This window comes from Frankia gtarii (assembly GCF_025403375.1).
GTDB classification, from domain to species: domain Bacteria; phylum Actinomycetota; class Actinomycetes; order Frankiales; family Frankiaceae; genus Frankia; species Frankia gtarii.
Genome location: NZ_JAMPTM010000127.1, coordinates 1 through 18,141, shown reverse-complemented (window position 1 = coordinate 18,141; position 18,141 = coordinate 1). Strand labels below are relative to the sequence as shown.

The 18,141-nt window shown below is 70.3% G+C and carries 15 protein-coding genes; 8 read left to right on the top strand and 7 right to left on the bottom strand.

Going from position 1 to position 18,141, the window contains the following annotated elements; genetic code table 11:
- The 3 genes from NBZ83_RS18420 to NBZ83_RS18410 all read right to left on the bottom strand — a co-directional run.
- On the bottom strand, window positions 1–711 hold a 711-nt coding region (locus NBZ83_RS18420; RefSeq protein WP_261575483.1), incomplete at its 3' end, for a helix-turn-helix domain-containing protein.
- Between the two features lie 6 nt (window positions 712–717).
- Window positions 718–1,260: a DUF6879 family protein gene (locus NBZ83_RS18415; RefSeq protein WP_261575482.1), complete on the bottom strand. Its 543-nt coding sequence runs from the start codon at window positions 1,258–1,260 to the stop codon at window positions 718–720.
- Window positions 1,257–1,463, bottom strand: coding sequence for a hypothetical protein (locus NBZ83_RS18410; protein ID WP_261575481.1), 207 nt, complete (start codon window positions 1,461–1,463; stop codon window positions 1,257–1,259). Before NBZ83_RS18410 ends, NBZ83_RS18415 begins: the two co-directional genes overlap by 4 nt.
- A 183-nt stretch (window positions 1,464–1,646) precedes the next feature.
- Here NBZ83_RS18410 and NBZ83_RS33895 point away from each other — a divergent pair, with 183 nt between their 5' ends.
- The 6 genes from NBZ83_RS33895 to NBZ83_RS18385 all read left to right on the top strand — a co-directional run bounded on the left by NBZ83_RS33895 (window position 1,647) and on the right by NBZ83_RS18385 (window position 10,003).
- Window positions 1,647–1,940, top strand: a complete 294-nt coding sequence (locus NBZ83_RS33895) for an FxLD family lanthipeptide (RefSeq protein WP_368861880.1) — start codon at window positions 1,647–1,649, stop codon at window positions 1,938–1,940.
- Window positions 1,941–2,060: 120 nt separating this feature from the next.
- A complete protein-coding gene (locus tag NBZ83_RS18405; RefSeq protein WP_261575480.1) occupies window positions 2,061–2,225 on the top strand; it encodes an FxLD family lanthipeptide in 165 nt (54 codons plus the stop codon).
- Between the two features lie 44 nt (window positions 2,226–2,269).
- A complete protein-coding gene (locus NBZ83_RS18400; RefSeq protein WP_261575479.1) occupies window positions 2,270–5,431 on the top strand; it encodes a lantibiotic dehydratase in 3,162 nt (1,053 codons plus the stop codon).
- On the top strand, window positions 5,428–6,714 hold the full coding sequence (locus NBZ83_RS18395; protein ID WP_261575477.1) for a lanthionine synthetase C family protein: 1,287 nt from the start codon (window positions 5,428–5,430) through the stop codon (window positions 6,712–6,714). The genes NBZ83_RS18400 and NBZ83_RS18395 overlap by 4 nt, the downstream gene beginning before the upstream one ends.
- A gap of 26 nt (window positions 6,715–6,740) precedes the next feature.
- Window positions 6,741–8,864, top strand: a complete 2,124-nt coding sequence (gene fxlM, locus NBZ83_RS18390; RefSeq protein WP_261575476.1) for a methyltransferase, FxLD system — start codon at window positions 6,741–6,743, stop codon at window positions 8,862–8,864.
- Window positions 8,865–8,866: 2 nt separating this feature from the next.
- Complete coding sequence (locus NBZ83_RS18385; protein WP_261575475.1) at window positions 8,867–10,003, top strand: hypothetical protein; 1,137 nt, start codon at window positions 8,867–8,869, stop codon at window positions 10,001–10,003.
- On the opposite strand, the gene NBZ83_RS18380 is transcribed toward NBZ83_RS18385, so the two are convergent.
- Window positions 9,993–10,208, bottom strand: coding sequence for a DUF397 domain-containing protein (locus tag NBZ83_RS18380; protein WP_261575474.1), 216 nt, complete (start codon window positions 10,206–10,208; stop codon window positions 9,993–9,995). The two genes, NBZ83_RS18385 and NBZ83_RS18380, sit on opposite strands and share 11 nt — an antisense overlap.
- Complete coding sequence (locus tag NBZ83_RS18375) at window positions 10,205–11,062, bottom strand: helix-turn-helix domain-containing protein (protein WP_261575473.1); 858 nt, start codon at window positions 11,060–11,062, stop codon at window positions 10,205–10,207. Before NBZ83_RS18375 ends, NBZ83_RS18380 begins: the two co-directional genes overlap by 4 nt.
- A gap of 313 nt (window positions 11,063–11,375) precedes the next feature.
- On the opposite strand from NBZ83_RS18375, the gene NBZ83_RS18370 reads away from it, so the two are divergent.
- A complete protein-coding gene (locus tag NBZ83_RS18370) occupies window positions 11,376–12,398 on the top strand; it encodes an ATP-binding protein (protein WP_261575472.1) in 1,023 nt (340 codons plus the stop codon).
- A complete protein-coding gene (locus NBZ83_RS18365; protein ID WP_261575471.1) occupies window positions 12,395–12,871 on the top strand; it encodes an NUDIX hydrolase in 477 nt (158 codons plus the stop codon). The genes NBZ83_RS18370 and NBZ83_RS18365 overlap by 4 nt, the downstream gene beginning before the upstream one ends.
- Before the next feature lie 240 nt (window positions 12,872–13,111).
- Here NBZ83_RS18365 and NBZ83_RS18360 read toward each other — a convergent pair whose 3' ends face one another.
- On the bottom strand, window positions 13,112–14,053 hold the full coding sequence (locus NBZ83_RS18360; RefSeq protein ID WP_261575470.1) for a tyrosine-type recombinase/integrase: 942 nt from the start codon (window positions 14,051–14,053) through the stop codon (window positions 13,112–13,114).
- A 65-nt stretch (window positions 14,054–14,118) separates the two neighbouring features.
- Complete coding sequence (gene fxsT, locus NBZ83_RS18355; RefSeq protein ID WP_261575469.1) at window positions 14,119–17,040, bottom strand: FxSxx-COOH system tetratricopeptide repeat protein; 2,922 nt, start codon at window positions 17,038–17,040, stop codon at window positions 14,119–14,121.
- Window positions 17,041–18,141: the final 1,101 nt, after the last annotated feature.

Sequence of the window (18,141 nt, the reverse complement as noted above, 5' to 3'; positions counted from 1 at the left end):
GGTGAGGAGTTCGATGTGGATGAAGGGGTCGGTGTCGGGGAGGTTTTCGAAGAGGACGAAGCCGCTGGTGCGCCAGACGGGTGCTGCGGTTGTGGGCAGGATGCGGAGGTCGACGTTGGGCCGGTTGATGATTTCGCCGAGGCGGGCGAGTTGTTCGCCGTGTTCGGCGGGGGAGCCGAAGGGCCAGCGGAGGACGGTTTCCGGGATGACGAATTCCAGGCGTTTGGTTTCGTCGTAGAGGATTCGCTGGCGGTCGAGGCGGGCCAGGATGCGGTCGGCGAGGTCGGGTGGTGGGCCGTCTGGTCCGGCGGAGAACACCTGGCGGGCGTAGGCGGCGGTTTGGAGCAGGCCGGGGAGGATGGCCGGCTGGTAGCTGCGGATGAGGCCGGCTTTGGCTTCGGTGTCGGCGGTGCTCTGGCGCAGGGTGGCCGGGTCGCCGGCCTTGTCCCAGGAGGCCGGTCCGAGGAGGGCTTCTTCGGCGAGGGTGATCAGGTCGTCGTGTTGCTGCTGGGTGGCGCCGGTGGCCTGGCACCATTGTTCGACGTCGTGCAGCGTGACACGCTGTTTTCCTGCTTCGACGCGGGAGACCTTGGGCTGGGACCAGCCGAGGTGGCGGGCGAGTTGGGGTTGGGACAGGCCGGTGGCGGCGCGTAGGCGTCCGAGCGAGCGTCCGAGACGTTCGCGTAGGGCGGGGGTGCCGAAGCCGCTCATCCGTGGCTAGTGGGACTTCCGGAATTCTGAGGTCATGAAGTCGGCGTAGGGCAGGGCGTGGGTGCGGGCCAGGGTGAGCAGGCTGGTGCAGGCGGCGAGGTCGGCCGGGGTTCCGGGGGTGTAGCCGGTGAGGCGGCCGTCGGGGGTGTAGTCGTACCAGACGACGCTGGGATGGTCGGTGTCGCGGTCGAACAGGGCGAAGTCCCGGTGGGCGGCGGCCAAGCCCGGGTGGCTCGCGCGGTCGACGATCCAGACCTGTTCGCCGGCAGCGTGGTTCTCCGGGTAGGCGGCGTCCAGCTCGTAGTGGACGTAGTCGCTGAGCGGGTGGTCGACGATGTGGACGCGGGCGAAGGTCTTGCCGGCGTCGACGGCATCCCGGATCAGCTGCACGGTCGCGGACTTCGCCGGGCGGGCGGGGAGCGGTTGGCCTTCGCGATAGGCGCGTTGACGGTCGGCGTCGCCGGGTACCTCGTAGTACTGGCGGGTCTCGAGGCGCACAGCTTCGCTGGTGAAGCTGCTGTAGAGCGCGACGAGCTCCGCGGGAGTCATACGCCCTCGGTCAGCCGGCGGGCCGCGTCGAGGATCAGCTGGCGGGGCAGGCGCACGGCGGTCTCGTCGGCCGCGAGGGTGAGCTGCGCGCGCGTGTCGCCGCCGATCTCGTAACCCTGGACCACGACGTCGTCGCCCTCGACGAACACGCCGGGGCACGTCTGCACGTCATCGCAACCGCCGGCCACCTGCTGTAGAGCCATGGGAGTCATCCTCTCCTATTCATAACTATCCGTCTCGCCGGGAGTATGGCTCCCGCACCGCGGATCGGTCAACATGCTGGACTGTAGTCCAGTTTCCCCTGTCGTATAGATGATTCTTGGCGGTGCTGCTGCATCGGTCGGAGCTGTCGATGGCGCGCCGACTCTTGCTAGCTATGCGAATAGATGCGATCCTATCCGCGATCACTTATCGATCGCGACGGAAAGATCCTTATAGGAGGTCGTGCCGTGCTGACTCATCCTTCGGCGCCATCGGTGGCGCACCCTCGGGCGTTAGTCGACGCACGGCGCTCGTCGCAGTTGCCGCCCGACCCGCGAGCCGACCAGACGCTCGAGCCGGACCCGTTCGACCTGGACATCCGCATCGCGGAGGCCGGCGACGGGATCAGGGGGTTGCTCCTTACGACGGACGGCGGTTGCGGTGCCACCTGCCCGAACTCCTGCGTCAGCAGCAGATAGCAGAGAGTCCCATCGCTGGCGACCGACCCCGCCCGACGTGGCCGAGAACGTTCAAGACAGATCCGTAGGTCAGTCCGTCCGGGCCGGAGACGGCAGGGACACCACAGTGGAGGAACCGCGATGAGTACGACCACGCAGAGCAGCCCGGTTGAGACCGAGGTCGACCCGTTCGACCTGGACATCCGCGTCATCGAGGCCGGTGACACGGCCGCGTCGCTGATCAATCTGACCGACGACGGATGTGGTTCCACCTGCCCGAAGGCGTGCGCTACGAACATCGGCTGATCGAGTTGCCGGGCCATCGAGACCAGCAGACGGGGGAGGGGTAGATGACGTCGCGCGACGGCGGGTGGCCGTACCGCTGCGCGGATGCTCCACTCCTCCGGGCCGCCGCGCATGCGGACCTGGCGCTGCCGGCTTGGCCCGAACTGAACGACCACTCTCCCGGCCAGGTGGAGCGCTGGTGTGGGTGGCTGCGGCAGGTGTGGGCCAACGACGGCATCGCCACAGCCATCGAGCTCGCCAGTCCCGGCCTCGCGCGGGCCGTCGAGGTGGCCTGCGCGGCTGCACTTCCAGAACCTCGCCGCGTTCGGCGGATGGTGCTCTCGACGGCCCGCTACCTGGCGCGGATGACCGGCCGCGCGACGCCGTTCGGCCTGTTCGCCGGGGTGGCGCCCGCCTCGTTCGGTCCCGGGGCCATGGTCCGCTGGGGAGAGGATCACCGTGGTGTTGCTCGGGTCGACGCGGGCTGGCTCGACAAGGTGATCGCGGGGTTGGAGCCGTGCCGCCCGCTGCTGGAGCGTCTGCCGCTGATGGCCAGCAACGTGGCCTTCGCGCGCGGCAGCCGTCTCGTCGTGCCCTACCAGGCGGATGCCCGATCGAAGACGGCCGGCGGCACCGGGGCCTGGCCGGTCGAGGTGTCGTTGAGGTACACGGCGGCGGTGCGGTTGGCGGTCGAGGCGGCGCGGTCACCGATCCGCGGGGAGCACCTCGCGGCGAAACTCGCCGCCGAGTTTCCCGCCGTGTCGAAGGACAAGATCGTCGACCTGGTGGCGGACCTGGTGGAACGGCGCGTGCTGGTCAGCGGCCTGCGCGCGCCGAGCACTGTCACCGACGCGCTCGGACATCTCGTGGACCAACTTTCCGCTGCCGGCGCCGATGACATTGCGCAGGTGGCGGACACGTTCGACCGGTTGCGGGAGATCAGGGCGGACCTGGCGGGCCACCGTAATGCCCCGACGGCTGCGGCCGCGCGTCGCATCCGCATGGAGGCGTCGGGCCGTATGGCAGCCCTGCGCGTATGGGAGCGTCCGCCGGTGGCGGTGGATCTCCTCATGGATTGCACGGTCGTCCTCCCGTGGGAGGTGGCGCAGGAGGTGCAGTCCGCCGCCTCGGCACTGGTCCGCCTGGCCCGCTACCCGTCCAGCCCACCGGCGTGGCAGTCCTTCCACATCCGGTTCTTCGAAACGTATGGCATTGGCAGCCACGTGCCACTCCTCGAGGTGGTGGATGCCGACGTCGGGCTGGGCTTTCCGGCCGGCTACCCGGGAGACGGCGCCCGGGGACAGGAGGAGCCTGCGTCGCACTCCACTCGTGACGAGCGACTGCTTGCCCTGGCCCAGGAAGCTGCGCTGGACGGACGCCAGGAGATCGTTCTGGACGATGGTCTGCTCGGTGAACTCGCGGTGCAGGATCCGACGCGGATGCGTGTGCCGCCACACGTCGAGCTGTGTTTCCAGCTGCACGCGGAGTCGAGGGCCGCGATGGACGGCGGTGCGTTCCAGCTGGCCATCGTCTCGACGGCGCGTGCCGCCGGAACGATGACCGGCCGATTCCTCGAAACGTTCACCGGCGCGCAGCGCGAGCCCTTGTCCAGCGTTCTCGCGGAGCTGCCCGTCAACGATCCGGCCGCGTTGCCCGTGCAGCTGTCCTTCGCGGCGCCGGACCCGCGCGGCGCGCAGGTGACCCGTGTTCCGGAGCTGCTGCCTGCCGTGGTCGGTCTGGGCGAGCATCGCGAGCCGTCCGACAGCGTGATCCCTCTTTCGGACCTGGCGGTGACCAGCGACGGGCGGCGGCTTTCGCTGATCTCGCTGTCCCGGGGACGTCCGGTGGAGCCGACGATGCTGCACGCCCTCGACCTGCGCGCCCACACTCCGCCGCTGGCCCGGTTCCTCACCGAGATCGTCCGGTCGCAGGCCGCCATCGTCTCCGACGTCGACTGGGGCGCGGCTGCCCGCCTGCCGTTCCTGCCGCGGCTCGTCTATCGCCGTGCGGTTCTGTCTCCCGCCCGCTGGCGCCTGAACGCGGCAGCCCTTCCCGGGCACGGCGCGTCCTGGCCGGCCTGGGATGACGCGTTGGCTGCGTGGAAGGTCCGTCGCCGGCTGCCGGACCACGTCTCGGTGGGCAACGGCGACCGGAAGTTGCACCTTGATCTGCGGGAGGCCGCCCATCGCGCGCTCTTACGCGATCATCTGGACCGAGTGAAAGTCGCCTCGCTGACCGAGGCTCCGGCCCCGGAGGCATATGGCTGGTTCGGGGGACGCGCCCACGAGATCGTGGTCCCGCTGATCGCCGCCTCTCCCACTGGTCGGGCGACGCTGCCCAGGGCCGCCCCGCCCCGTCCGCGGATGTTCAACCGCGATCAGGATCATCTTCCTGGGGCGTCGCCGTGGCTGTACGCCAAGCTGTACGGGCACCCGGCGCGGCAGACCGAGGTCCTCGGCGAGCATCTGCCCGCCTTGCTCGCGACGTGGAACGAGACACCCCCGTGGTGGTTCATCAGGTACCGCGATCCGGACGGGCAGTGGCACCTCCGCCTGCGGATCGCGCTTGCCGACGCTGCCGAGTTCGGATCCGCCGCGCATCGCGTCAGCGTTTGGACGGGCCGACTGCGGAGTCTGGGCCTGCTGCGCGACATCCAGTTCGCCACCTACCGCCCGGAAGTCGGCCGGTGGGGCGACGGCGCCCGGATGGCGGCCGCCGAGGAAGTCTTCGCCGCCGACTCGCAGGCGCTGGTCGCCCAGTTCGGGGTGGCAAACCGACCATCGGCCTCGGCGCTGGCCGCAGCCCACATTGTGGCGATCGCCGCCGGATTCACCGGCAGCCTGGACGGCGGCATGAGCTGGCTCGTCCGGCACGCGAGACCGTCATCGCCGGCCACGCCCTCCCGCGACCTGCTGACCGAAGCGGTCCGGCTCGCCGACCCCGGCGACGGCTGGGCGATGCTGCGGGCCGCGCCGGGCGGGGCAATGATCGTCGATGGCTGGCAGCGCCGCGATCGGGCGCTCGCCGGCTACCGGGCGCTGCTCGCGGAAATCGGGGACACGGACCCCGACGCAGTACTCATCGCGCTGCTGCACGCCCATCACATCCGGGCCATCGGCATCGACCCCGACGAGGAACGCACCTGCCTGCACCTGGCGCGCGCCGCGGCCCTGTCCTGGACCGCCCGCACCAATGCGACTGTCCCGGCCGGCCGGAGCGGCACATGACCAGCCAGGACCGGGAAGGCGCGGCGGCACTCAGCACGCTCATCGCCGATCGCCTGGCATTACCCGCCGACGTCGGGGACCTGAGTGCCGCCTCCCGTTGGTGGCCGCAGTCGCTCGCACACGGAGCGGCTGGCATCGCGCTGCTCCACATCGAACGCGCCCGCGCCGGGCTGGCGTCCTGGCAGCGTGCCCACGACTGGCTCCGGTTCGCCATCCGGCAGGAGATCAGCGGCGGCGACGGCAGCCACCTCTACCACGGTGCCCCGGCGCTCGCGTTCGCCTTGCACGGTGCCGCGGATCCACGCGGCCGCTACGCCCGAGCGCTCGACATCCTCGACCGTCACATCGCCACCGCCACCCGGCGACGCCTGGACCGCGCCCACCTGCGCACCGACTCCGGCAAGCTCCCCGCGCTGGCGGAGTTCGACACGATCCGCGGCCTGACCGGCATCGGCGCGCACCTGCTGCGCCGCGACCCGACAGCGGACCTCATCCGCGTCATCCTCGAGTACCTCGTCCGACTCACTGAACCCATCACCGACGACGGCGAGACACTGCCCGGCTGGTGGACCGACCTCGCCCCCACCGGCCGCCCGTCACCCGAGTTCCCGGGCGGGCACGGCAACGTCGGGATGGCGCACGGGATCGGCGGTCCGTTGGCGCTGCTGTCCCTCGCCGCCCGGCGGGGCATCCTCGTCGACGGTCAGCGCGAGGCGATCCGGCGGATCTGCGACTGGCTTGACCACTGGCGCCAGGACGGCGAGTCCGGCCCGTGGTGGCCGTACTGGGTGACCCGGGCGCAACTGCGCGCCGGCCGGCTGGACCTGCCCGGACCGGCGCGTTTGTCCTGGTGTTACGGCACTCCTGGTCTGGCCCGGGCCCAGCAACTCGCCGCCCTGGCCACTGCCGACACCGAGCGTCAGCAGATGGCGGAACAGGCCTTTGCTGTCGCCCTGCGTAATCCGGTCCAGCTCGCCATGATCATCGATGCGTCGCTCTGCCACGGCCACGCCGGCCTGCTCCACCTGGCCCGATGCGTCGCCGCGGACGCGACCACGGCGGACTTCGCCGCCTGCGTTCCCCGCCTGCTCAACAACGTGCTCGCTGCCGTGCGCGCAGACGGAGTCGGCTCCGACCTCGCCGCCGCCGCCGGGCCTGGGGCGGCCGCGTACGACGGTCTCGGCCTGCTCGAAGGCCTCGCCGGAATCGGTCTGGCCCTGCACGGTGCCGGAAACGACCTGCCCTCCGACTCCGGCTGGGACGCATGCCTGCTGATCAACTGACCGGCTCCGATGGGAGGTCTCACACGATGGGCCCTGGTGACTGGCAGCAGGCCGTCATCGAATTCACCGACCGACGCTCCGCGGAACTCGCGGCGGTCCAGCACCTGCGCCCGGCATTGCTGGCGGCACAGCTGGACGGCCAGCTCGCCGGATGGTTCTTCGTCCGGAAGATGCCGACCTGGCGGCTGCGCTACCTACACCTACCCGCCATCGACGAAGTCCGCGATCTCATCGGCTACCTGCTCGACCGGCTGGTCGCGGACGGGCACGCAGTCGGCTGGACGGCGGGGATCTACGAACCGGAGGCCGTCGTGTTCGGCGGCGCCACTGGTATGGACGTCGCGCACGAGCTGTTCGCCCACGACAGCCGCCACGTCCTCGACTACCTCACCCGCCCATCCGGCCCAGACGAGCCCGGTCTGGGCCGGCGCGAACTGGCCGTCCTGCTGACCAGCGTGCTGCTGCGCGGCGCGGGCCTGGACTGGTACGAACAAGGCGACGTCTGGGCCAGAGTCGCCCAGCACCGACCGGCGGATGCGACGACGGCGCTCTCCGCCGAACGCCGCCGTGCCCTGACATCCGCCGTTCACCGGCTCATGACCGTCGACGCCGGCCCGGGAAGCCGGCTGGCCGAACGCGGCCCGTTCGCCGGCCTGGCCGACTGGTCCGCCGGCTTCGAAGGAGCTGGACAGCAGCTCGCCGAGCTTGCATCGCGCGGAGCGCTGGAACGCGGTCTGCGCGCGGTCCTTACCCATCACGTGATCTTCTCCTGGAATCGGCTCGGCCTCGCCTACGCCGAGCAGGCCACCCTCGCGACCTTGGGAAAAGAGGCAGTCATGGCCGAAGACGACATCGCCGGTGTCACGGCGTCCGCGCCCACGGAGCCCGCCGGCCGCGCGCCGGCCGTCGAAGCCGCGCACGGCCCCGTCGGGGACACGGCTGCGGCCATGCGGCTGCGCCATGCGCTGATTGACCGGCTACGTGAGGCGGGCACGGTGCGCAGTGACGCGGTGGAGGCCGCGATGCGCGCGGTGCCGCGGCATCTGTTTCTCCCGGGTGTGCCCCTCGAGGAGGCCTACGCCGACGAGCCGGTCTACACCAAACGCGACGGCGCCGGCGTGTCGATCAGCGCCGCGTCCCAGCCGACGATCGTCGCGATGATGCTCGAACAGCTCGACGTACAGCAGGGACAGCGGGTCCTGGAGATCGGCGCGGGCACGGGATACAACGCGGCGCTCCTCGCCCATCTGGCCGGCGACAAGGACCGGGTCACCACGATCGACGTGGACGAGGACCTGGTCGCCGGCGCCCGGCGGAACCTGGCCGAGGCTGCCCGCGGGGACGTGCAGGTTGTACTCGGCGACGGCGCGCTCGGCGCTCCGGCCGGCGGTCGCCACGATCGCCTGATCGCTACCGTGGGTGCCTTCGACGTGCCCCCGGCGTGGCTCGACCAAGTGGCCCCGCCCGGCCGGCTGGTGGTGCCGGTGCGGCTACGCGGGGCGGTGGCCCGGTCGATCGCCTTCGACCGGGGCGATGGCATTTGGCGGAGCCGTTCGATCGAGATGGCCTCGTTCATGCCACTGCGGGGAATCGGCGACGACCCGCGGCGCATCGCCGCGCTGACCGACGACGGCGACGTCACCGTGCAGCTCTTCCGCGAGCACACCCTCGACCCGGATGACCTGCTCGGCGTGCTCGACCAGCCCGCAGCCGGAGTCTGGACCGGGGTGCTGTTCGCGGCCCCCGAACCGTTCGAGTGGATGGACCTGTGGCTCGCCTGCTCCCTGGACGGCGGACTCACGCGCATGCCCGTCCAGCCCCGGGCCGTCGAGCGCGGCCTGGTGACACCGCAGTTCGGCTGGGGTGCGATGGCCACGGTCGAGAAGGACAGCGTCGCCTACCTCACCCTGCGTCCCGCTCCGCGGGCAGCCGACGGGACGACGATGAACGAGGTCGGCGTCCTCGCCCACGGCCCGGACAGCGACGGGCTCGCCCAACGGGTCGCCGACGAGATCCGCCGCTGGAGCCGCGACTACCGAGCCCGCGACGTCCGCATCGAACTCCACCCTGACGGTGCCCGCGAAGCAACCCGCCCCGGCCAGTTCCTCCTCGACCGCCGGCACACCTCGCTCGCGGTCTCGTGGGTGTGACGATGGACCGCCTGACCTCGGCCGGCCGGCGGTTCCCCCTCGTCGCCCGCCCGCGACCGATCTGCGCGCCGCTCGAAACGCGCATCCGTGAGGTGAGCGCCCTCGCGCAGTATGCGGCGGCCAGCACCGGACCCGATGCGGTGACGCTGGCGGCCGAGGCGCACAACAAGGCAGCCCTGATCGCCAGCGACGTCGGCCTGCCCGACCTCGCCCGCGCCCTGTGTAAGCGGCAGTTCGACGTCTACCAGGCGGCCGGGCCGTGGGACGGGCAGACAGCCCGCCATGCGCTCGAGCCGCTGGTCAATCTCGCCCGCCTGCACATCCGCGACGGCCACGGCGAACGGGCCCACGACCTGCTCGACGGCCTGTTCCGCGCGGTCAGGGACCGCGGCGACACCATCATCGACGGCATCCCCATCTCCGGGGAGCAGCTCGCCGCGCCGCAGGAGCAGCATCGAGAGTTGTGCCGCTGGCTGTGGGCCGTCCTGCTCGCCGACGGCACCCGGGCACTCGCCGCCGCCGGCCGGTGGGAGCGCGCCGCCGCGCACGCCGACGAACATCGCGGCATCGGCCGGCGCCTGCTCGACGGACGGCAGACCACCGTCCTCGCGCACTGCGCTGCCGGCCGGCTCACCGCAACCCAGACGGTTCTCGACGAAAGCGAGATGTCCGAACCCTGGGAACATGCCGTCGCCGCCTGCCTGACCGTGCTGCGCCACCGATCCGCCCGCCGCCCAGCCGACCGCGCCGCAGCCCTCATGATCCAGAACTACCTCGAGCTGCTCGCGGAGGCCGACTTCGTCGTGTTCCAGACCCGGCTCGGACTCAGCGTGATCGACCTCGCCGGCAGCGTCACATCACCCACCGCCCACACGGTCGCTGCCCGCCTCGCACAGGAGGCGCTGACCGTCGGCGACGGGATCGCCGCCCGCAGCATCCTCGATCATGAAGGATGCCGCGCCGCGCTGAGTAGCGGGCAGCGCGACGAGCTGATCGCGGTCGTGCAGTCCGCCGGTATCGGACGCGGCGTTATCCCTGCGAGCCTGCGCGCGGACCTGATGGCAGCAGTCGAGACGAGCGAGGCTGTGACGCGGCGGCACCTGGCCCACCGGCCGGATGGGATGTTGGTCAGAGGTTGAACTCGCCGTCACGGGCGCCGGCGAGGAAGGCCGTCCACTCCGCGGGGGTGAAGACCAGGACGGGTCCGTCGGGATCCTTGGAGTCGCGGACGGCGATCGCGTCCGGGCTGGTGGCGACTTCGACGCAGGCCCCGCCGTTCCCGGCGCTGTAGCTGCTCTTCCGCCAGGTGCGGTGCGGGCCGGGGTCTGAGGGGGTGTTGCTCATGTCAGGTCCTCCGCCGCGTGGGCGATCAGGTCGAGGGACCGCTCGGGGTCGAGCGCGACTGCTCTCAGGCGGTTCATCACAAGCTTATATCGGCGAAGATCGGTTTCCTTCTCCAGGTAGAGCCCGCTGTTGAGCTGCTCGACGTGGACGACCTCGCCGCCGTTCACGCCCGGGAAGCTCAGGATCATGAAGGAGAACCCGAACGCCGCGTGCGCGCCGACCGTGTAGGGCAGGATCTGGATCGTGATGTTCGGCCGGCGCCCGGCCTGCTGCAGGTGCTCGAGCTGGGCCCGCATGACGGCCGTGCCGCCGACGTGGCGGCGTAGGACGGCTTCGTCGAGCACCGCCCACAGGGTGAGCGGGTCGTCGCCGGTGAGCCGGTTCTGCCGTTCCATCCGCAGCGAGACCCGGCGCTCGATCTCGTCGTCGTCGAGGCTGGAGTTCGCCGCACGCATCACCGCGAAGGCGTAGTCGCGGGTCTGGAGCAGGCCGGGGACGAGCTGTGCGTCGAAGCAGTCCCAGGTGACCGCGCTCGTCTCGGCCGCCATGAACCGTTCGAACCAGCGCGGCACCGCATCGGTGTAGCGGTGCCACCAGTCCCGCTGCCGGACGCCGCGGGCGATGTCGAGGATCCGGTCCTGATGCTCCTGCGCCACCTCGTAGTACTCCAGCAGGACCCGGACATCCCGGCTGCGCTGGATCGTGACGCCGGTCTCCATCCGACTGATCTTCGACGTCGAACAGCCGAGCCGCTCGGCGGCGTCCTCAATCGTGAGATCGCGTTCCTCGCGGAGCCGCCGCAGCTCGGCCCCCAACTGCCGGCGCCGCAGCGTGGGCGTCGTCTCGGCTGGCATCGCGCTGTCCTCCCATGAGGCGGACGGGTCGCCTCATCCTGGCACCCCGCATGCGGTCGCTTTCGCATTGCGTTGCTCGGGCAGTGAACTGACAGCATTATGCACTGCGATGCACTTGCATTTTTGGATGCAAGGAGTGATCCTGACGATGCCCGCAGGCCTGATGGCGGACGAATCTGCCGGCCGAGAGAACGGGGGAAGTCGTGGGGATCCTGTGGCGCACTGCCGGCGCAGAGCCGCGCCAATCATCCGTCGAACGCGGGCATCCACCCGCGGACGAGGCAGCCGTGCCGCTTACTCGGGACGCTGAGCGATGACTCTGGCGGGCTTCGGCTACATCCGCCGGAGCGACGGCGACGAGGAGGAGATCAACCGCCTCTACGACGTCCTGACCGCCTACGCCAGCTGCGAGGGGCTGGCGCTGGTCGAGGTGTACGTGGACCGGCACACGCCGTCCGACCAGCTCATCCGCCCGGGGCTGTCGGTGCTACTGAGTGCGATCCGGCACTACGACCGGACCGTCGTTCTCGTCGCCAGCCCGGCCCATCTGTCTACGTCGCCTCCGACGCGCCGGGCCTTGGCCGCCGAGATCGCCGATTCCGGCGGAGTAGTTCAGGTCGTGCCGCCGCCTCGGCCAAGGTCGCAGCTGTCTGCTGGTGTCCGCATCTTCCGCTTCCCGGCGGACACGGCTGCCGCCCGGGCAGCGCGTACCTGCACCCGGCACACTCTCGGCGACTGGCACCTCGACGATGAGACGACGGAGACCGCCTTGCTACTCGTCTCCGAGCTGATCACCAACGCGGTCACGGCATCGGCCTCGTCGCCGGATGCCCCCGCGGTCGATGGTCGGCAGAACGCGACGGGTTCCGGCGGCAGTTTCGTGGCGCTGCGACTCAGCATGTTCGGTGAACGTCTTGTTCTCGAGATCTGGGACCGGGACGACCGCCCGCCCCTGCTGCAGGACCAGAACCTGGCCGCGGAAGGCGGCCGGGGCCTGGTACTCGTCAGCGCTCTCAGCTCGCGCTGGTCCTTCTATCCGACCCGTGAGGGCGGGAAGGTCGTCTGGTGCGAATTCCCGGCGGAGTTGCGGCCGGAGCACCACTCCTCAGCCACATACCTCGCGGCTGAGGCGCTACCGCGGCGAACTCCGCATACGGGGGAGGGGGCCGAGGTGGCGGCCTTGCCGGTGCCGTCGGTGGATGACCCGGCGTTTCTGCAACGGGTGGTGGACGGTCTTCGTGCGCTCGACAACTGGCATCTTCCTGCTGATCGCGCCGTCTCACCGCCCGACGTCGAGGGACGGGGTGCTGGCTGGGCTCCGGGCGGGATTCAATGACCACGGTCCAGCCGCCGCAGTTGCAGATGACGGCCCATGCCCTGCTGCTGGACTCGTCGGGTCGGGTGCTGCTCGTGCGGGCGGCGTCGGGAGTGTGGGCGTTGCCGTCGACCGTGTTGACGTTCCAGGTGTCGCCCTACCGGCAGGTCGTCGTGCTGGCCCGGGACGTTCTCGGGATTGAGGTTGCCGAACACGATCTGCTCCTCGCCCACGTCTGCGCGCACCGCTCGGCCACCGCCCGCGCTGGTCTCGGTCTCGTGATCAGCGTGGGCCATTGGGACGGAGAGCCGGTGCCCTCGCCGGCCTCCGCCGGTGGGCAGCCGGGCCGGCGGTGGTGCGCACCGGGAGATCCACCGCGGCCCGTGGCCGCCTGGGACGCGGCGGTGCTGCCGGCGCTGCTGGTCAACCGCGCCTATGCCGAGATCGGCTGGCACCCTCGCCAGGTTGCCACCCCCACCGGGGCCTCGCGGTGAGATCACCGAGCATTCTGGGGTTGGCCCGCATCCAACCCGACGTTGTGCTGCCGGCCGTCTGCCTCCGCCAACGCGGATCCGTCAGCATCACGTCATCGTCCTCGGCATGTGCCGATGGTTGGCGCGACCAGCAGGAGTATGCGGGTCTCTCGATCCGCGCAGTCCACGCGTTGGCCTGTCGTCCCAGGTCGGAAATCGAGTCCTGGTGGCCATCGCCATCGCCATCGCCAGCGCTTGTGATCAGTGGTCGGTGGCGAGGGAGCCGCGTGTAGCGGCGCGGCTGGTGCTGGTGGGTTGAGTGTAGAGGCGGGTGGTCTCGAGCCGAGTATGGCCGAGGAGATCGGCGACGGTGACCAGCTCGATCCCTGTGCGAACGAGCTGGATGGCGAAGGTGTGTCGCAGGACGTGTGGTCCGAAAGGCTCGTCATCGACGGTGAGGTCGGCGGCGGCGCCGAGACTGGTGATGATCGTGCGGGCGGCGCGGTCGGTGAGCCGTCCGCCGCGATGGTTGAGGAAGACCGCGGCTTGGTCGTCGCCGGTGACGGTGGTGCGATGTCGGAGCCAGAGGGCGAGGACCGTGTGCAGGCCGGGGTGAATGGGCAGGGTGCGCTGGCGGCCGCCGTCGCGTTCCTTGCCAGCGACGATGAGTTCGCCTTCGCGGGAGGAGAGCCGGATGTCGACGAGGTCGAGGGCGACAACTTCGCCGATGCGGAGGCCGGCGTAGTAGGGCAGCAGGGCGATCGCGCGGTCGCGGGGAGAGGGGCAGGCTTCGACGGCGCGCAGGTAGCGGCGGGTCTGATGGGGGTCGAGCGCGGCCGGCGCACGCAGAGGGAGGACTTCGGTGCGGGCTTGGTGGGCGCCGAGGCCGAGACGGGTATAGAAGTCGCTGAGGGCCGCGAGGTGGTTGTTGATCGTGGCCGGGGTGCGGTGCTGAGATTTCAACCAGCGCTTGTAGTTACGGACCGCGCCGTCGCGCGCAGCCTCGTGCTGCAGTGGGTCACCCAAAACGTCGGCGCCCCCGCCCTCGGCGAGCCAGACGAGGTAGCCGCGCACTCGGCCGGCGTACTTGGTGCGGCTGTCGGCGGCGAGCGGGGTGTGGACGAGCCCGACGCGGTAGGCCTCGAGGACAGCGTCGTAGGGCGCAGGCAGCGCTGCCGCGGTGCGGCCGCGGCGGGGAGACATCGTGTTTCCGGAAGTTGTTTCGGGCTCCTGGACCAGCTGTAGGGCCGTGTTTCCGGAAGCTGCCATCAGTTAGCGCTTTCGGGATTGGGTATTTCCGGAAGTTGATGCTTAGAGACGACCCGGTATTCCCCCTGCTCGGCTAGCTGGATGAGGGTGATGGGGTGGCCGTCGTCGAGCACCCGGCGCTGACGGGCAAGGGTGTCCTCGTCCAGGGCTCGGGCCCCCTGCAGGTCGCCGAGGGCATCCAGCCGGAGGGCGAGATTGTGTGCGGAGGCGAGGGTGGCGGGATGGTCGTCGCCGAGCACTCGGCGGCGGCGGGTCAGGGTGTCCTCGTCCAGGGCTCGGGCCCCCTGCAGGTCGCCGAGGGCGGCCAGCCGGAGGGCGAGATTGTGTGCGGAGGCGAGGGTGGCGGGGTGGTCGTCGCCGAGCACTCGGCGGCGGCGGGTCAGGGTGTCCTCGTCCAGGGCTCGGGCCCCCTGCAGGTCGCCGCGGGCCAGCAGGTAGGCGAGGTTGGACGCGGAGGCGAGGGTGGCGGGGTGGTCGTCGCCGAGCACCCTGCGCTGGCGGGCGAGGGTTTCCTCAGCCAGGGCCCGCGCCCCCTGCAGGTCGCCGAGGGCGCCCAGCAAGTAGGCGAGGTTAGATACGGAGGCGAGGGTGGCGGGGTGGTCGTCGCCGAGCACCCTGCGCTGGCGGGCGAGGGTTTCCTCAGCCAGGGCCCGCGCCCCCTGCAGGTCGCCGAGGGCGGCCAGCAGGTAGGCGAGGTTGGACGCGGAGGCGAGGGTGGCGGGGTGGTCGTCGCCGAGCACCCTGCGCTGGCGGGCGAGGGTTTCCTCAGCCAGGGCCCGCGCCCCCCGATACTCGCCGAGGGCGCCCAGCCGGATGGCGAGGTTGTGCGCGGAGCCCACGGTGTCTGGGTGGTCCTCGCCGAGGACACGGCGGCGGCGGGTGAGGGTCTCCTCGTCCAAGGCCCGCGCCCCTTGATGCTCGCCGAGGGCGGCGAGGACTGCGGCCAGGATGCTGGTGATGTGCAGGGTATCCGGGTGGTCGGGGCCGAGATGGCAGTTCCAGCTACCGTGGGTGAGGTCGGCTAGGTGGTGGGCGGCTTGTGCCTGCCCGGACCAGAGCAAATACCAGCAGGTGTCAGCCAGCAGCCGGCGGAAGCCGTCGGGTTCGATGACGTCGGTCTGGGTGGACATCTGGGCGGCGGCGGTGACGTGCGGGGTGAGTGCGGCGTAGGCCGGCCAGTTCACGGGGCTGTCCGGGTCACCGGGGTCGGCGGTGACGAGCAGGTGCAGCGTGCCAGTGAACGCGTCGACAGCCTGGGTGGGAGTGAGACGGGCGCGGAGCAGGGCTTGGACGAGGCGGTGGATACGCAGGGTGGTACCGGAACGCTGTGCCAGCGCAAGGCGGCTGATTGCGCCGAGCATGCTGTGGGTGGCCTGCGCCTCCCCGACGACCAACGCCCCCGCTGTCGGCTGGACGGTGGAGGTGAGAGGGATCGGTTCGGGGGCGCAGAAGACCAGTCGGTCGAGCAGAGCAGCGGCCTGGGGATGGGTGGCGGCGAGCCGGTCGGCAGCAAGGGTGACGGTGGCGGTCAGGCCGGGATGTTGCAGTGTCTGCCAGCCGAGCATCACCGACGGGGTGGCGGCGAGTTCGGCCAGATACACCTCGGGTGGCATGCCGGTCTCGGCGAGATAGGCCCCGGTCTGCTCCACAGCCAGGGGCAGATCCCCGACCGCCTCGCCCAGCCGGTCCGCATCCCTGTCGGTCAGGTCGGGCACGTGGTGGCGTAGCAGGGCTGCGGTTTCCGTGCGGGTGAACTCTCCGACCTCGACCACGTCGACTCCGGCGCGGCGTATTGCCGGATCCCTTGAGGTGACCAGCAGCCGGCCTGAGGCCGGGGGAAGCATGGCGGTAAGGGTGCGTGGGTCGGGAATGTTGTCGTAGACCAGCAGCCAGTCGCGCCGCCGGCCGAGGGCGGCCAACGCCGCCTGCGCCCGGTCGGGTATGTCTCCCTCAGTCACCCCCAGCGCCCTGGCGAGGTCGGCGAGGCCAGTCTCCAGACCGGTGCGGGTTTCCGCGTCGACCCACCACACCAGATCCAATCCGGTCGCGTACCGCCAGGCGTACTCCACCGCCAGCTGGGTCTTGCCGACTCCGCCGATGCCCGCCAGCCCGGCCACCGCCACCCGTCCACCGCCGCGGTCCAGCTGGGCGTGCAGGTCGGCGAGGAGGTCTTCGCGGCCGGTGAACAGCATGTTCCGTGGCGGTATCGGTCCCCAGAGGTCTGGCAGCCGGCCTGGGAATGCCGGCGACGTCCGGTTACTAGAGGGAGTGGCCGGGCCCGGGAAGCTGGAGGTCCAGCGAGTCGGCCGGGTCAGGCCGACGGCTTCCAAGATGCGGCGCCGGGCGACGGCCTCGTCGACGTCGTACAGGTCCTGAAAGGCAATCGGGCGGAGGATCTCTGGGATCGCGCAGTTCTCGACCCGCAGCGGAACGAGTGTACTGCCTGCGAGGGCGGTGGCCCATTCCTGGGTGCACCAGTGGGAGGCGAAGTATGCCTCGGAACAGATCGCGACTGTGCGAGTGGCGCCGGCCATCTGCTGGTGGTGCCAAGCGACGAAGTTCGTCCCTGCCGGAGCATCCCACGCCTGCACTCGCACCGAGAGTCCTTCGGCTTCCAGTACTTCGGCAACCCAGATCGCCCACGCCTCGTCCGTCCCCGTGTAGGAGACAAAGAAGAGCTCTGAGAGAAGCGCGTTCGGAGACACCTCAAGCGCGCTGGCAAGCGCAACAAGATCGTCACCGTCAACCCGCCGCTGACCGTTCTCGATGTTCGACAGGGCTGACACAAGGATCGGCCGGCCTAGTTCGCTGAGCTTTGCCGCAAGCTGCGCAAGGGTCAGACCGCGCCGGCGGCGCAGCTCGCCGATCCGCTGCGCCAGCCGCTGCCCAGTCGGCCCCAAGGCATCGACCCGCTTCGCCACACCCTCAGCCTACCGCCAGATTCGGATTTCCGGAAAAGATTTTGTTCTTGCCGAACTGCTGGGGGTTCTGGAACACTACGCCCATGGTCCAGTGCTGAGGGTCATCTCCTGAGAGCCAGGTCGCCTGTCGGTCGTCCGATCGGGGTCGATAGTCGATCCCTCCTTCCCCGTGGAAGGGCGGCTTGAAGGGAGAAAACCCTATGGCCCGGGCCTATAGGAAGATCGTGATGGTGTGGTCGCTGGACGGGTTCGCTACCGCTGCGGAGATCACGAGTGTGGTGCTGAACGACACGCACCACGCGACCCCCGCCTGCGTGGCGGGGGCCGTCGCGGTCTTGGCGCGGAGGGCAGCTGAAGCGGTACGCGGCCAGGTGTAGACGCCAGGCAGCCCTCGTCGAGGCCCCGGGTAGACCTCTACCCGGGGCCTTCCTGTTGCCCGCAAAGATCATACCGGGCCGGGTCGTGGCCGGGAAGGTCATACCGCTGGTCGGTCCCGACCTGGCGCCGCCGACGAGACCACGGCGCCAGTGTGACTCTCGCTGCTCGATCAGAGACTGGCGCAACCGTCAGGGTTACGTACGAGCCCTCGTCGGCGGTGTGCCCGAAAGTAGCGTGACTTCCGTCAGCGATCCCGGACGTGCCCAACCGGGTGGTCACGGACCCTTGGACGGCCCCGAGAAGTCACTGAGATCAGGACCATCCGACGGTGGAGTGAGAGGAGGGGCCTCGAGCGCCGTCATCTAGAGGAAGTCGGTCCGCGATCCTCACGACGTTGCACCGGATTGGGTTATAGGCCCTCGGGCTGCGGAAAGTCGGTGAGCTCAGGACCATCGGACGGGGGAGTGAGTGCCGGGGATCCGAGCACGGTCGGTAGCTCCTGGATGGTGGCGCGGGCGGTGTCGGGGTCGTGCTGCCACCAGGCGTTGAGGTCCTAGATCCCGGTCGGGGGTTGGATGTTGAGGACGAGCTGTCCGTGCTGGGCGAGTTCGTCGGCGAGGCGGAGGGCGGCGTTCTGGCCGGCGGGGGCCTTGTCCGGGTTCGCCGCGGTGTCGTCGTCGAAGCAGATGACGAACGTGGAGTCGGGGCGTTCGTCGGTGAGGC

Excerpts from the sequence above, each read along its gene's own strand:
- NBZ83_RS18360 (WP_261575470.1), bottom strand. The coding sequence starts at position 14,053 with ATGTCTCCCCGCCGCGGCCGCACCGCGGCAGCGCTGCCTGCGCCCTAC.
- NBZ83_RS18415 (WP_261575482.1), bottom strand. The coding sequence starts at position 1,260 with ATGACTCCCGCGGAGCTCGTCGCGCTCTACAGCAGCTTCACCAGCGAA.
- NBZ83_RS18400 (WP_261575479.1), top strand. The coding sequence starts at position 2,270 with ATGACGTCGCGCGACGGCGGGTGGCCGTACCGCTGCGCGGATGCTCCA.
- NBZ83_RS18375 (WP_261575473.1), bottom strand. The coding sequence starts at position 11,062 with ATGCCAGCCGAGACGACGCCCACGCTGCGGCGCCGGCAGTTGGGGGCC.
- NBZ83_RS18385 (WP_261575475.1), top strand. The coding sequence starts at position 8,867 with ATGGACCGCCTGACCTCGGCCGGCCGGCGGTTCCCCCTCGTCGCCCGC.
- fxlM (WP_261575476.1), top strand. The coding sequence starts at position 6,741 with ATGGGCCCTGGTGACTGGCAGCAGGCCGTCATCGAATTCACCGACCGA.
- NBZ83_RS18405 (WP_261575480.1), top strand. The coding sequence starts at position 2,061 with ATGAGTACGACCACGCAGAGCAGCCCGGTTGAGACCGAGGTCGACCCG.
- NBZ83_RS18365 (WP_261575471.1), top strand. The coding sequence starts at position 12,395 with ATGACCACGGTCCAGCCGCCGCAGTTGCAGATGACGGCCCATGCCCTG.
- NBZ83_RS18395 (WP_261575477.1), top strand. The coding sequence starts at position 5,428 with ATGACCAGCCAGGACCGGGAAGGCGCGGCGGCACTCAGCACGCTCATC.
- NBZ83_RS18380 (WP_261575474.1), bottom strand. The coding sequence starts at position 10,208 with ATGAGCAACACCCCCTCAGACCCCGGCCCGCACCGCACCTGGCGGAAG.
- NBZ83_RS33895 (WP_368861880.1), top strand. The coding sequence starts at position 1,647 with ATGCGATCCTATCCGCGATCACTTATCGATCGCGACGGAAAGATCCTT.
- NBZ83_RS18370 (WP_261575472.1), top strand. The coding sequence starts at position 11,376 with ATGACTCTGGCGGGCTTCGGCTACATCCGCCGGAGCGACGGCGACGAG.
- NBZ83_RS18410 (WP_261575481.1), bottom strand. The coding sequence starts at position 1,463 with ATGGCTCTACAGCAGGTGGCCGGCGGTTGCGATGACGTGCAGACGTGC.